The following is a 13,132-nucleotide window of genomic DNA, read 5'->3' on the forward strand; positions in this document are numbered from 1 at the left end:
CGACCGAGCACTCCAAACCGCCGCCGAGCCCGCTTTAATTACCTTCATGGCCGGCGCCGACCCGAGGAAGCAGCCTCGCTCCGCGGTACTGGGCTACGCCCTGCTGGCACCTAGCCTGTTCGGCGTCGTCGCCTTTCTGCTGCTGCCCATCCTGGTGGTGCTGTGGCTCAGCCTGTACCGGTGGGACCTGCTGGGGCCGCTGCACTATGTCGGCCTGACCAATTGGCGCTCGGTGCTGACCGACGCCGGATTCGGCGAATCGCTGATCGTGACCGCGATCTTCGTCGCGATCGTGGTGCCCGCCCAGACGGTGCTGGGACTGATGGCCGCGATGATGCTGGCCCGCCTGCTGCCCGGCACCGGTTTTTTTCGCACCGTCTACGTGCTGCCCTGGGTGTGCGCCCCGCTGGCGATCGCGGTGCTGTGGCGCTGGATCCTGGCGCCCACCGACGGCGCGGTGAGCGCGTTGCTCGGGCACAGCATCGAGTGGCTGTCGGAACCGAGCTTTGCGCTGCCCCTGGTGTCGGCCGTCGTGGTGTGGGCCAACGTCGGCTACGTCTCACTGTCCTTCCTCGCGGGCCTGCTCGCGATCCCCGGCGACGTCCACAACGCGGCGAGCACCGACGGCGCCAACTCCTGGCAGCGGTTCTGGCGGATCACCCTGCCGATGTTGCGCCCGACGACGTTTTTCGTGCTGGTGACCGGAATCGTGAGCACCGCACAAGTTTTCGACACCGTCTACGCGTTGACCGGCGGCGGGCCCGACAACAGCACCGATCTGGTGGCTCACCGCATCTACGCCGAGGCGTTCGGTTCGGCGGCCATCGGGCGGGCCGCGGTCATGGCGGTGGCGCTGTTCGTCATCCTGATCGGTGTCACCATCGTCCAGCATCTGTACTTCCGGCGGCGGATCAGCTATGACCTTACCTAGCCGGCTGGGGGCGGCAGCGATCTACACCGGCCTGATCGCCGGTGCGCTGATCACGTTGGTGCCCTTCGCACTTGGGCTGCTGACATCGCTGACCTCGCGGCGCCAGTTCGCGACGGGTTCGCCGCTGCAGATTCCGCGGCCCTTCACGCTGTCCAACTACGGCGACCTCTCGGCCGCCGGTTTCGGCCGCGCGGCGCTGGTGACCGCGTTGATGACGGCGGTGATACTGCTGGGTCAGCTGACCTTCTCGGTGCTGGCGGCCTACGCGTTCGCGCGCCTGGAGTTCGCCGGGCGCGACGCGCTGTTCTGGGTATACATCGCGACGCTGATGGTGCCGGGGACAGTCACCGTGGTGCCGCTGTATCTGATGATGGCCCAGATGGGCTTGCGCAACACGTTCTGGGCGCTGGTACTGCCGTTCATGTTCGGCTCCCCCTACGCAATCTTCTTGCTGCGTGAGCACTTTCGCCTGATCCCCAACGATCTGATCAACGCCGCACACCTCGACGGCGCCAACACCCTGGACGTGATCACCCACGTGGTCGTCCCGTCGAGTCGCCCGGTGCTGGCAGCCTTGACGCTGATCACCGTCGTCACGCAATGGAACAACTTCATGTGGCCGTTGGTCATCACCAGCGGCCACAAATGGCGAGTGCTGACGGTGGCGACGGCCGACCTGCAGACCCGATTCAACTCGCAGTGGACGCTGGTGATGGCGGCGACGACGCTGGCGGTCGTGCCGCTGATCGCACTGTTCATCGTCTTCCAGCGCCACATCGTGGCCTCGATCGTCCTGACGGGAATCAAGTGAGCCGGCGGGGCGCCGAGATGGCCGTCATGGCTGTAGAACTGGCAGGTTCACGACCACCACGGCAATCTCGGCGGACCCCATGAGCAGGGCGCGGTCCTCGACGCTGGCGGCCGGCGCGCTCGTGGCCGTCGCCATGCTGTTGGCCGCGCTGGCGGTGCTGTTGAATTACACCGGCGAAGCGCACGGCCACAAGATCCTGGTGCGAGTGCGGCTGTGGGCCGCGCCGATCGCCGCGGCCTATGAGCAATCGTTCCAGGTGTTCAACCGCGCCCACCCGGACATCGAAGTGCACACCAACATGGTGGCTTACACGAACTACTTCCAGACCCTGCGCACCGATGTCGCCGGCGACAGCGCCGACGACATCTTCTGGCTGTCCAACGCCTATCTGGCCGCCTACGCAGACAACGGCCGATTGCTGAACATCAGCAACACCGTCGACCCCCACGAGCGCGCCGGCTGGGATTCGGCGGTGGTGGACCAGTTCACCCGCCGCGGCGCGCTGTGGGGCGTGCCGCAGCTGACCGACGGCGGAATCGCCGTGTACTACAACGCCGACCTGCTGGCCGCCGCCGGCATCGACCCCGGCCAGCTGAACGGCATGCGCTGGGACCCCGGCGCCGACGACACGCTGCGCCCGCTGCTGGCCCAGCTGGCCGTCGATGCGAGTGGAAACAAGGCAGACACAGCGGGTTTCGACCCGCTGCGGGTGCGCCAATGGGCCTACAACGCGGCGAACGACCCGCAAGGCATCTACCTCAACTACATCGGCTCGGCCGGCGGTGTGTTCCAGCGCGGCGACAGCTTCGCCTTCGACAACCCCGGGGCCATCGAGGCGTTCAGCTACCTGAGCGGTTTGATCAACACCGACCACGTCGCGCCGCCGGCATCGGACACCAACGACAACGGCGAGTTCTGCCTCAACCAATTCCTGGCCGGCAGGATGGCGCTCTTCCAGTCCGGCACCTACAGCCTGTCGCAGATCGCGCGCGACGCCGGCTTCCACTGGGGTATCGCGATGCTGCCCGCCGGGCCGGTGGGCCGCGTCAGCGTCACCAACGGCATTGCGATAGCTGGGAATTCGGCGACCAAGCACCCGGACGCCGTGCGTCAGGTGTTGGCCTGGATGGGTACCAAGGAGGCCAACGAATACGTGGGCCGCGACGGAGCGGCGATTCCCGCGGTGCTGTCGGCCCAGCCCGTCTACTTCGACTACTGGGCCGGCAGGGGCGTCGACGTCACGCCCTTCTTCTCGGTCCTAAACGGCCCGCGGATCCCAGCGCCCGGCGGGGCGGGCTTCGCGGCCGGAAACACCGCGCTGCAAAGCTATTTCGACGACATGTTCCTGGGCCGCGGCGACGTCGCCGACACGCTGCGCAAGGCGCAGGCCGCGGCCAACGCCGCGGCTCACCAGTAGGGTCAGGCGTCGTTGAGCGCGCTGTGGTGGCGGCCCCAGAGGAAGTAGAAGACCAGCCCTAGCGAGACCCAGCCGCTGAACGCGATCCAGGTGTACCAGTGCAGGCTGGCCAGGATGTACCCGCACACCAGGATCGAAAGCACCGGTGTCACCGGATAACCCGGCACCTTGAACGCGCGCGGCAGGTCGGGCTCGCGCACCCGTAGGGTGATCACCCCGATCGAGACGACGATGAACGCGGTGAGCGTGCCGATGGACACCATGTCCGCGAGCTTGTCGAGCGGGATGAAGCCAGCCAGCAGCGCCGCGGCGGCGGCGACGATCGCCGTGTTGTGCACCGGGGTCATGGTGCGCGAGCTCACCTTCGCGAAGGTCGAGGGCAGCAGCCCGTCGCGGCCCATCGCGAACAGGATCCGGGTTTGGCCGTACATCGTCACCAACGTGACCGTGAAGATCGAGATCACCGCGCCCGCAGACAGAATCGTGCTGGCCCAGCCGGCGTGCGTGACGTTGTCCAGGATGGTGGCCAGCCCGGCGTCCTGTTGTCCGGCGAAGTCCTGCCACGGCTGGGCGCCCAGCGCCGCGAGGGCCACGAGCACATAGAACCCGGTGATGACCACCAGCGCCGCGATCAGCGCGCGCGGCATGGTCGTCTGCGGATCCTTGACCTCGTCGCCGGCGGTCGACACCGCATCCAGCCCGATGAACGAGAAGAAGATGGTGCCCGCGGCCGTGCCGATGCCGGCGACGCCGAACGGGGCGAAGTCCTTGAACTGGTGGGCATCGAAGGCCGTCAGGGCGATGATCGCGAATGTGGCCAGCACACCGAGCTTGATCAACACCATGATCGCGTTGACCTTCGCCGATTCGCTGGCACCCCGGACGAGCAACAGCGCACACATCCCGATCAGGATGATCGCCGGCAGATTCACAAAGCCCGGGTTCGGGCCCCACGGCGCGGCCGACAGCGCTCGCGGCAGGTGAAACCCGAACAGGTTGTCCAGCAGTTTGTTGACGTAGCCGCTCCAGCCCACCGCGACCGCGGCCGTGGCCACCCCGTATTCCAGCAGCAGGCAGGTCGCCACACCCATCGCGACGGCCTCGCCCAGCGTGGCATAGGCGTACGAATACGACGAGCCGGAAACGGGTACGGCCGAAGCCAATTCGGCATAGCAGATGGCGGCCAGGCCCGCCGCGATGCCGGCGACCAGGAAGGAGACGATGACCCCGGGGCCGGCCTCGGGGACCGCCTCCGACAGCACGAAGAAGATACCGGTGCCGATCGTCGAGCCGACCCCGAGCATCGTCAGCTCGAAGACGCCGATGCCGCGTTCCAGCTGAGATGTGGCTCCAGGCGCGACGGGCGCGCCGATCACCGGGCGGCGCCGCAGCATTTGCTGAATCAGGCTGAACGAAGTGGCCGGCAATAGCGTCCCCTATCTGGATCAGCTGATTATGCGGCCTCCCGCAGCGCGTCGGCGAACTGGTCAACGGCCCAGTCGATTTCTTGCCGGGTGATCACCAGCGGCGGCGCGAACCGCAGCGTCGAATCGTGAGTGTCCTTGACCAACACCCCTCGGTCGGCCAGGCGCAGGCTCATCTGCTTACCGGTCGCCAGACTCGGGTCGATGTCCACCCCAGCCCATAGACCGAACCCGCGGACCGCCACCACGCCGTCGCCAATCAGGTCGCGCAGGCGCCGATGCAGATGCGCGCCCAATTCGGCTGAACGCTGCTGGAATTCGCCACGCGCCAGCATCGAGACCACTGTCGACCCGATCGCCGCGGCGAACGGGTTGCCGCCGAACGTGGACCCGTGCTCGCCGGGGTGCAGCACGCCGAGGATGTCACGGTCCGCCACCACCGCCGACAGCGGAATCACCCCACCGCCGAGCGCCTTGCCGAGCAGGTAGACGTCGGGGACGACGCCCCAACGGTCGCAGGCGAACGTGTGGCCGGTGCGGGCCAGGCCGGACTGGATCTCGTCGGCGATCATCAGCACGTTGTGCTCGCTGCACAGCGTACGAACCGTCGGCAGGTAATCGTCGGGTGGGACGATGATGCCGGCCTCACCCTGGATCGGCTCGAGCAGCAGCGCGACGGTGTCGTCGTCGATCGCCTGAGCCAGCGCGGCGGCATCGCCGAAGGGCACCGAGCGGAATCCCGGTGTGAACGGGCCGAACCCGCCGCGCGCCGCCGGATCCGACGAGAAGCTGACGATGCTGATCGTGCGGCCGTGAAAGTTGTTGTCGGCCACGATGATGTTGGCGCGACCCGCGGCCACGCCCTTGACGTCCGCACCCCATTTGCGCGCGATCTTGAGGCCGCTTTCCACTGCCTCGGCGCCCGAGTTCATCGGCAGCACCATGTCTTTGCCGCACAGCCCCGCCAGCGCGGCGCAGAACGACCCGAGGTTGTCCGAGTGGAAGGCGCGGCTGACCAGCGTGACGGTGTCGAGCTGGGCGTGGGCGGTGGCGGTGATCTCGGGGTGGCAATGACCGAAGTTGACCGCCGAATAGGCGGCCAGGCAGTCCAGGTAGCGCCGGCCGTCGACGTCGGTGATCCACGCGCCCTCGGCGCTGGCGGCAACTACCGGCAGCGGCGAATAGTTATGTGCCGCATAATGTTCCACCAACGCAATCGCGACATCGGTCCCGCTCGAAGTCCGGGCATCGAGAATGGTCATAAAAACACCTCCAATGTGCAGCACTTCACGGAACCGCCGCCTTTGAGCAGCTCGGATAGATCGACGCCGACCGGCTCGAAACCGGCTTCACGCAGCTGAGTGCCGAAACCTGTTGCCGCAGAAGGAAGCACGACATGCAATCCGTCGGACACCACGTTGAGACCCAGCACGTATGCGTCGGCGCTGCCCACCACCATAGCGTCCGGAAAGAGGCCGTGCAGCTGCTCTTGGGCCGCCTCGCTGAACGCCGGAGGGTAGAAGGCGATCGTGTCGTCGTCAAGTACCGCCAAGGCCGTATCGAGATGATAGAAACGCGGATCGACCAGCTCGAGGGACACCACCGGCGTGCGCAGCGCCGCGGAGATCTCCGCGTGAGCCCGCACGTCAGTGCGAAACCCGTAACCGGCCAGCACCTTTTCGCCGACCATCAGCAGGTCGCCCTGCCCCTCGTTGACGTGACGCGTGGTCACCGGCTGATAGCCCACCGACGACATCCAGTCGGCGTAGCCCTTCGACTCGCCGGCACGCTCGGGGAAGCGGAACCGGGCGACGATGGCGACGTCGCGCGTGACGAATCCGCCGTTGGCGGCGTACACCATGTCGGGCAGCCCGGACACGGGCTCGACCAGGTCGACCCGGTGCCCCAGCCCCAGATAGGTCTGGCGCAGGGTCTCCCACTGCGCGAGCGCCAGTTCGACGTCGACGGGCGCGCTGACGTCCATCCACGGGTTGATCGCGTACTCGACCGCGAAGTAGGTCGGCGCGGTCATGGCGTACCGGCGTGCGCGGGCCACCCTGGACCGCCGGGATGGCGCGGCGTTTTGCCATGCCGCGGGGGTCGGCGCGGTGACCGGCGCCGGCTCGGCAACATGGTAATCCGTCATAAATCCAGCATATTTGGACCATTTCTCACAATCAAACGCCGATCATTGCGTGTCCATAAATGGTTTATTGCGCTACAGTGTTTCTGACGGCGATTTATTGCGCGACAGGAAGCGGAGGCGATGGACCGTCTGGACGACACCGACGAGCGCATCCTGACCGAGTTGACCGAGCACGCCCGGGCCACGTTCGCCGAGATCGGCGAGAAGGTGAACTTGTCGGCGCCGGCGGTGAAACGTCGCGTGGATCGCCTGCTCGACAACGGCGTGATCCGCGGATTCACCACGGTGATCGACCGCAATGCGCTCGGCTGGAACACCGAGGCCTACGTCCAGGTGTACTGCCACGGCACGATCGCGCCCGACCGGCTGCGGGCGGCGTGGGTGGATATGCCCGAGGTGGTCAGCGCCGCGACGGTCACGGGTACATCGGACGCGATCCTGCACGTGCTGGCCCGCGACATGCGTCACCTCGAGTCGGCGCTGGAACGCATTCGGTCGAGCGCCGACATCGAGCGCAGCGAGAGCATCGTCGTGCTGTCCAACCTCATCGACCGGATGCGCACCTAACGCCCGGGTTCACGCATTCAGCGCTTGGCAAACCAGCGCCCCAGCCGGCCGCGTGACGGACTCGGCGGGCGGCGAGAGACATAGGGCCACGGCTTATTTCGTTCGGGGACGGAATTCGCGCGGGCCTGCTTGAGCTGCATCCGCAGGTGCTGACGAAGGTCGTGCAGGTCCGGGTCCGTCCACCGGTTGTCGGCTTCGATCGGGTCGGCGGTCAGGTCGTAGAGTTCCCACTGGTCGTCGAGCGGCGCGGTTCGGTAGGCCTCTCCCCCGAGGCCGTTGGCCGCGAGGTGGCGCACGCCGGGCTCGGTCCAGGTGCTCGGGTCGTCGAAGGTGCGGACCAGCTTCCACAGGTGCCCGGCGCCGCCGGCCTCGTCGACGCGCACCACCAAACCCTCGAAGTTGGAAGCGGTGTGCGCCGGGATCCGGATACGTAGCGGCGCAGGCGGATTCACGGTCTGCTTGAGGCGACGCCCCAGGCCCGAGGCGCCGCTGTCCCCCTCGAGCATGTTGTCGCGGGTCATCAGGTAGACAGCGCGCACCTCGTCGGCCGGGGCGCCGTCGACCACCGGCATGAGGTCGCGGCCGGGCAGCTCGTGGACTTCGGAGAACGACTTGGCCAGCGTGCCGGCGACCTCGACGGCGTCGATGCCGGCGGCCGACAGCAAGGTGGGCACCAGGTCGACGTGCGAGGTCGGGGCGGTGACGACGCGGGGCTGCGTCGCGCGCGCGCCGACGCGGGCGATGACGAACGGCACGCGGGTGGCCTCGTCGTAGAGGTTGAACCACTTCTGGTGCAGGCCGCCGTGGGCGCCAAGCAGATCACCGTGATCAGCCGTTCGCACCAATACCGCGTTGTCCGAACCGCTTTCGGTGACGGCGCGCCGGACCCGGTCGATCGGCCCGTCGACCTCGGCATGCAACCGGTAATAGAGGTCGCGGTAGCGCTGTGCGTTGCGGTCGTAAGTGCGGCCGATGGCCGGGGCCGGGCCGTACCCGGAGTAGTAGGCCTCGCGGAAGGCGATCTGCGCGGCCGGCTTGGTCGACAGATCTTCGCCGGCGGTGGGCGCCGCGGGCACCGGGGGCGGATCCACCGGCGAGGGCTTGATCGGGCCTCGGAGCGACCACAGCGGGAACAGCACGATGTCGTGCGGGTTGACGAAGCTGGCGACTAGCAGGAAGGGACGCAGCGCGGCGGGGTCGCCGGCGCGGCGGCGCGCGTAGCGATCACGCAGCCAGGCGACGACACGGTCGGCGATCAGGGGATCCCGGCGAATCCCGGCGTTGGCCAACAGCGCGCCGTGCGGTTCCGGGCCGACCCAGCCGGAGAAGCCAAACGGCGCAAGAGGATCCGCGTCGAGATAGCGCCGCACCGCGGCCGGGTCGACCGCGCCGGCGTCGTCATTGGTCGCCAACGGACCGCCGGTTACCGGGTCGGTGAGGTCCGCGTGGGAGATGTGCCACTTGCCGTCGTAATGGGTGTCATAGCCCGCGGCACGAAACCAGTTGCCCAACGTCGGCACCTCGCCCGGGCGCAGCCAGCGCATGCGGGAGTCCTCGGCGGTCTTGCCGATGCCGTCGGTCTGGGTGACGCCGTGCAGGTCCGGGTAGTGCCCAGTGAAGATGGTCGGGCGGCTCGGCACGCACGCGAGCGAACCGGTGTAGTGCCTGGCGAAACTGACACCGTGCTCGTCAAACCATTTGCGGCCGAACAACTTTCGGTCACGCCAGGCCAGCACGTCGGCAGACTCGTAGGGCGGCACGGCGCGCTCTTCGTCGGTCATCACGATGACGATGTCGGGGCGCTCAGACATGCACGTTCTCCATTCGCTTCGCGAGGCCGGCGAGCATCGAATCGGACTGCCGGGCCACCACGCGGCACAGCAGACGTTCGGCCAGCTTTTCGCCTGGACGGGGCCCGATTTCGACGGTGCTGGTGAGGGTGACGTCGGTGGCACCGGCCCCGGCGGGCGTCAGCGTCCAGCGGTTGCTCACCCGGCGCAGGCGTTTGGGCAAGCCCTCGATGTCGTAGCCGAGCGCGTGCGGCGGGGTGAACTCGGTGATCCGCTCGACCAGCGTGTCCCGTTTGACCTGGATGCGCCGAGCGGTGCCGACCGCCGCACCGTCGGCGCCGGAAAACAGGATGCACGAGTGATCAGCGTTGGACGCCCACGAACTGATCGAGCCGAAGTCCGCCAGAACGCTCCAGATTTCGTCTGCGGGCGCCGCGATGGTGCGAGAGCGATGGATATCGGCCACGCGTTCACGCTACGCGAACGGGCGCGTCGCGCCACCGTTATTGCGTCAGGTGGTAGATCGTCTCGATGGCGATCGCTGCCCCGCTCGCCGAGCACACGATCGCGAGCGTAAACCAGTCCGCGAGTTTCGGTCTCGTCGGCGCCGCCGCGAGCTGACCGGTACCGCCGCGGGCGGTAATCGCGTCGCCCATCTCGTCGGCGCGGCGCATGGTCACCGTGATGGCCGCGGCCAGCAGATCGATCATCTCGCGCACCTGCTGCTGCCGCCGCGCCCTGCGACTCTGCGGTATCTGCTTGGGGCGCAGCCGGCGCGCGGCGTAGAGCACCTGGAATTCGTCGATCAGCATCGGGAAGGCGCGCAGCGCGAGCGCGGTGGCCACCGCCCACTCGTCGACCGGGATGCGGAACAGCCTGAACGGACGGCTCAAAGACGCCAATGCGGGCCCGATTTCGGCGACATTGGTCGTCCAGGACACCAGCGCGCCCAGCCCGAGCAGCACCACCGACAGCGTGGTGAGCCGCACAAAGTTCAAGATCCCGCCGAGTCCGATGTTGTCCAACCCGCCGACGGAGACCACCGGGTGGCCGCCGGCCAGCGCGGCCGTCACACCGGCGAGCGCGAGAACCAGCCACATCAGGCGCGGCACCGACGGCAGGGCACCGCGCGGAATTCGGGCTAGCCGGGCCGCGGCCAACACCAGGGCGCCGACCAACCCGATCGACAGCCAGCCCGGATAGAACGTCAGCAACACCGAGATACCAAACACGACCAGCAATTTGGTGCCGGCCCACAGCTCGTGGATGGGCGAGGTGCCCGGAACCGGAACCAGCAACACAACCGGGCGCGCCGGACGCCGCGACGGGCCTCGGGCGGCGGCCGGGGCCGCGGTCACGGCATGCCTCCGGCCGCCGCCGACACCGGCTCGAGCGCGCCGTTTCGCAGATGTACCGTCCGCGGACACACCTCTTCGAGCCCGACGAAGTCGTGCGAGATGACCATCAGCGTCACACCCCGCTGCCGGCGCAGGTCCGCGAGCAGCCGCAGCAGGCTGCGCTGGCTGGGGGCGTCCAGTCCGGCCAGCGGCTCGTCGAGGATCAGCGCGCGCGGCGACCGGGCCAGCAGCCCGGCCAGCACCACGCGGCGCATCTGGCCGCCGCTGAGTTGGTCGATACGGCGCTCGGCCAGCGCGGGTTCGAGCCCGACCGCGGCCAACGCCGCGAGCACGCGGCCTTCGTCGTAGCGTGGAAAGCCGGCTGCTGACGACACTTCCAGGCCGACCCGCCTGCGCATCAACTGCAGCCGCGCCGCCTGGAACGACAGCGCCACCGCGCCGACGTGTTCGTGGATGGGCTCCCCGTCGATCAGGCAGGCGCCGGTGGTGGGAATCGTCAGCCCGGCCATGATCCAGGCCAGCGTCGACTTTCCCGACCCGTTGCCGCCGTGGATCAGCACGCCGTCGCCCTGCTCGACCACCAGGTTGATGTCGCGCAGCGCCGTCTTGGCCCACGGTGTGCCGCTGTTGTATTCGTGCCCGACGTCGACGAGTTCGATCGCGGTGGCGCGTCCGCCCGGCATGATCGCACCCGTAGGGGGTGGCGGCGCCGCGGTCTGGACCATGGTGGTGCTGTCCTGGGCTCCGCTGAGACTGATCGTGCGGTCCGCGGAAGCCGCCTCGTTGTCGAAGTGCGTGATGTGCACCAGCGCGGTTTGGTGACGCTGCGGAAGCTCAGACAGCAAGCCCAGCAGGGCGTCTCGGCCCGGTTGGTCGACCATGCTGGTGACCTCGTCGGCGATCAGCAATGCCGGCTCGCGGGCCAGCGCCGCGGCCAGTGCGAGACGCTGCAATTCGCCACCGGACAGGCTCCCGGTGTCGCGATCCGGCGACACCTCCAGACCAACCTCGCGCAACAGGCCCTCGATGTCGGTGTTGGTGCCCGGCGGCAGGCCCCACACCACGTCGTCGGCGACCCGGGTGCCCAGCACCTGGCTTTCCGGGTGCTGCAGGACCACGGCCGTGCCGCCTAGCTTGCCCAGACCCACCGCCCCCGGACGTTCCACGGTCCCCGACGTCGGTTCCCGACCCGCCAGGACGAGCATCAACGTCGTCTTGCCCGAACCGTTGGCGCCGGTGACCGCCACGTGCTCGCCGGCCCGCAGGTCCAGGCTGACTTCCCGCAAGGCGTCCTGGCTGGTGTTGGGATAACGGAAGCGCACCCTGTCGAACCGCACCGGAACCGGGCCCACCGGGGCTTGCTCGCCGTTGCTGCCGTCCCAGACGTCCAGCTTGTGCACGTCGGGCAGGCCGCCCATGCGCTCCAGCAGTCGGGACAACGCCCACCAGCCGATCACGGACACGGTCATGATCGCGATGACGGAATAGCCCAGCATCAACAGGGGCCAGTAGGTGAGCAACTCGGGGAAAAACCGCTTGATCTCGGCGGCCGGCCCGGCCAGGTGGATTCGGGTCATCAGCGAGGTGATCCCGTCCACGTTGGATGTCACCACCTGGAAGATCAGGTGCCGCAGCCGGACCATCACGGCCAGCTGGGCAATCACCGCGCCACCGAACACAATGCCGGCGATGAACGACGACACGACCACCGTGGGCATGCCGCGACCCTTGCGCTTGATACCCCCGGTCAGGCCGCCGATATAGGAGGAATGGATGACCGAGACGAAGCCGCCCAGGCCGGCGATCAGGAAGGCGATCACGCCGGCAGCAATCGTCGCGGCGAGCAGGACGCGGAGCCGAGACCGGTAAGCCAGCAACCCCGTCGGCACCGTGCCGAGCAGGGCCAATCCGGCGGCGAACGGGATGACGACGGAGATGATCGCGATCACCGCGCACAGTGCACCCATGACCGCGGCCTGTGCCAGCTCGGGCGGCCGCAGCGAACCACGCCGACGGTGCCGAGAAGGGGGCGAGGTCACTTGACCGATTCTGCCAGGCATGCCGCGCCACGGGCGGCAGCGCCAGACCGTGTGCGGGTCGTCACGCCGCGCTGTCCAGGATTCGTCTCGCTTAGCAAAGCTATGCAACCATGGACACATGAGCAAGCTTGTCGAGACCGCGAACACCGAGCAGCAGCAGGGCCTGGGCGCGGACCTGCTCGCCGTCGTGGCGCGGCTCAACAGGCTGGCCACACAGCGCATTCAGATGCCGCTGCCGGCGGCGCAGGCCCGGTTGCTGGCAACCATCGAGATGCGCGGCGAGGCCCGGATCGGCGACCTGGCCGCCGTCGATCATTGCTCGCAGCCGACGATGACCACACAGGTGCGCCGGCTCGAGGACGCGGGCTTGGTCAGCCGGACCGTCGACCCCGGCGACGCCCGGGCGGTCCGGATCCAGATCACGCCCGAGGGGCGACGGACGTTGAACGCGGTGCGCGCCGACCGCGCCGCCGCGATCGAACCGCAACTGGCCACGCTGGCCCCCGAGGACCGCAGGGTGCTCGGCGACGCCGTCAAGGTGCTGCGCCGCCTGGTCGACAGTGCCGCTCCGGCCCGCCGCGGCCCGGTGAGCAGCGCCCGGCCCTAGTGCATAGATCGCCACCGGCGGGTAGACACTCAGGTGATATGA

The 13,132-nt window shown here is 68.2% G+C and carries 12 protein-coding genes and 1 pseudogene; 5 read left to right on the forward strand and 8 right to left on the reverse strand.

What is annotated here, in order from left to right; genetic code table 11:
* The first annotated feature begins 46 nt into the window (after positions 1 to 46).
* The 3 genes from MSG_RS16405 (at position 47) to MSG_RS16415 (ending at position 3,159) form a co-directional block, all read left to right on the forward strand.
* Entirely contained in the window at positions 47 to 931 is an 885-nt protein-coding gene (locus tag MSG_RS16405; protein ID WP_096441204.1) for a carbohydrate ABC transporter permease, read from the forward strand.
* Positions 918 to 1,742, forward strand: a complete 825-nt coding sequence (locus MSG_RS16410) for a carbohydrate ABC transporter permease (RefSeq protein WP_096441205.1) — start codon at positions 918 to 920, stop codon at positions 1,740 to 1,742. The genes MSG_RS16405 and MSG_RS16410 overlap by 14 nt, the downstream gene beginning before the upstream one ends.
* 79 nt (positions 1,743 to 1,821) lie before the next feature.
* Complete coding sequence (locus MSG_RS16415; RefSeq protein ID WP_096441206.1) at positions 1,822 to 3,159, forward strand: ABC transporter substrate-binding protein; 1,338 nt, start codon at positions 1,822 to 1,824, stop codon at positions 3,157 to 3,159.
* Positions 3,160 to 3,161: 2 nt separating this feature from the next.
* On the opposite strand, the gene MSG_RS16420 is transcribed toward MSG_RS16415, so the two are convergent.
* Genes MSG_RS16420 through ddaH form a run of 3 tightly spaced genes read right to left on the reverse strand, consistent with a single transcriptional unit; the run spans position 3,162 to position 6,729 of the window.
* Complete coding sequence (locus tag MSG_RS16420) at positions 3,162 to 4,586, reverse strand: amino acid permease (protein ID WP_096441207.1); 1,425 nt, start codon at positions 4,584 to 4,586, stop codon at positions 3,162 to 3,164.
* Between the two features lie 26 nt (positions 4,587 to 4,612).
* Complete coding sequence (gene rocD / locus MSG_RS16425; RefSeq protein WP_096441208.1) at positions 4,613 to 5,845, reverse strand: ornithine--oxo-acid transaminase; 1,233 nt, start codon at positions 5,843 to 5,845, stop codon at positions 4,613 to 4,615.
* Complete coding sequence (ddaH, locus tag MSG_RS16430; protein WP_096441209.1) at positions 5,842 to 6,729, reverse strand: dimethylargininase; 888 nt, start codon at positions 6,727 to 6,729, stop codon at positions 5,842 to 5,844. The genes rocD and ddaH overlap by 4 nt, the downstream gene beginning before the upstream one ends.
* 120 nt (positions 6,730 to 6,849) lie before the next feature.
* On the opposite strand from ddaH, the gene MSG_RS16435 reads away from it, so the two are divergent.
* Positions 6,850 to 7,296, forward strand: a complete 447-nt coding sequence (locus MSG_RS16435) for an Lrp/AsnC family transcriptional regulator (RefSeq protein WP_096441210.1) — start codon at positions 6,850 to 6,852, stop codon at positions 7,294 to 7,296.
* A 17-nt stretch (positions 7,297 to 7,313) separates the two neighbouring features.
* On the opposite strand, the gene MSG_RS16440 is transcribed toward MSG_RS16435, so the two are convergent.
* The 5 genes and pseudogenes from MSG_RS16440 to MSG_RS26215 all read right to left on the reverse strand — a co-directional run.
* Positions 7,314 to 9,107 carry a sulfatase-like hydrolase/transferase gene (locus MSG_RS16440; RefSeq protein WP_096441211.1) on the reverse strand — a complete coding sequence of 598 codons (1,794 nt, stop codon included), beginning with the start codon at positions 9,105 to 9,107 and terminating at the stop codon, positions 7,314 to 7,316.
* Positions 9,100 to 9,552 carry an SRPBCC family protein gene (locus tag MSG_RS16445; protein WP_096441212.1) on the reverse strand — a complete coding sequence of 151 codons (453 nt, stop codon included), beginning with the start codon at positions 9,550 to 9,552 and terminating at the stop codon, positions 9,100 to 9,102. The genes MSG_RS16440 and MSG_RS16445 overlap by 8 nt, the downstream gene beginning before the upstream one ends.
* 37 nt (positions 9,553 to 9,589) lie before the next feature.
* The gene (locus MSG_RS16450; protein WP_232011059.1) at positions 9,590 to 10,444 is read right to left on the reverse strand and encodes an energy-coupling factor transporter transmembrane component T family protein; all 855 of its coding nucleotides are present in this window, start codon (positions 10,442 to 10,444) and stop codon (positions 9,590 to 9,592) included.
* On the reverse strand, positions 10,441 to 11,325 hold the full coding sequence (locus MSG_RS26210; RefSeq protein WP_408632028.1) for an ATP-binding cassette domain-containing protein: 885 nt from the start codon (positions 11,323 to 11,325) through the stop codon (positions 10,441 to 10,443). Before MSG_RS26210 ends, MSG_RS16450 begins: the two co-directional genes overlap by 4 nt.
* Positions 11,325 to 11,700: pseudogene (locus tag MSG_RS26215) on the reverse strand (ATP-binding cassette domain-containing protein); the annotation flags it as partial. The pseudogene MSG_RS26215 and the gene MSG_RS26210, both read right to left, overlap by 1 nt.
* 901 nt (positions 11,701 to 12,601) lie before the next feature.
* On the opposite strand from MSG_RS26215, the gene MSG_RS16460 reads away from it, so the two are divergent.
* Positions 12,602 to 13,090 (forward strand): MarR family winged helix-turn-helix transcriptional regulator, encoded by a 489-nt coding sequence (locus tag MSG_RS16460; protein WP_096441214.1) that lies wholly within the window; start codon positions 12,602 to 12,604, stop codon positions 13,088 to 13,090.
* Positions 13,091 to 13,132 lie beyond the last annotated feature (42 nt).

Origin of the sequence: Mycobacterium shigaense, from assembly GCF_002356315.1 — a bacterium.
GTDB classification, from domain to species: domain Bacteria; phylum Actinomycetota; class Actinomycetes; order Mycobacteriales; family Mycobacteriaceae; genus Mycobacterium; species Mycobacterium shigaense.

What these genes read in the sequence shown, in the direction of transcription:
- MSG_RS16405 (WP_096441204.1), top strand. Translation starts at nt 47, where the DNA reads ATGGCCGGCGCCGACCCGAGGAAGCAGCCTCGCTCCGCGGTACTGGGC.
- MSG_RS16410 (WP_096441205.1), top strand. Translation starts at nt 918, where the DNA reads ATGACCTTACCTAGCCGGCTGGGGGCGGCAGCGATCTACACCGGCCTG.
- MSG_RS16415 (WP_096441206.1), top strand. Translation starts at nt 1,822, where the DNA reads ATGAGCAGGGCGCGGTCCTCGACGCTGGCGGCCGGCGCGCTCGTGGCC.
- rocD (WP_096441208.1), bottom strand. Translation starts at nt 5,845, where the DNA reads ATGACCATTCTCGATGCCCGGACTTCGAGCGGGACCGATGTCGCGATT.
- ddaH (WP_096441209.1), bottom strand. Translation starts at nt 6,729, where the DNA reads ATGACGGATTACCATGTTGCCGAGCCGGCGCCGGTCACCGCGCCGACC.
- MSG_RS16435 (WP_096441210.1), top strand. Translation starts at nt 6,850, where the DNA reads ATGGACCGTCTGGACGACACCGACGAGCGCATCCTGACCGAGTTGACC.
- MSG_RS16440 (WP_096441211.1), bottom strand. Translation starts at nt 9,107, where the DNA reads ATGTCTGAGCGCCCCGACATCGTCATCGTGATGACCGACGAAGAGCGC.
- MSG_RS26210 (WP_408632028.1), bottom strand. Translation starts at nt 11,325, where the DNA reads ATGGTCGACCAACCGGGCCGAGACGCCCTGCTGGGCTTGCTGTCTGAG.
- MSG_RS16460 (WP_096441214.1), top strand. Translation starts at nt 12,602, where the DNA reads ATGAGCAAGCTTGTCGAGACCGCGAACACCGAGCAGCAGCAGGGCCTG.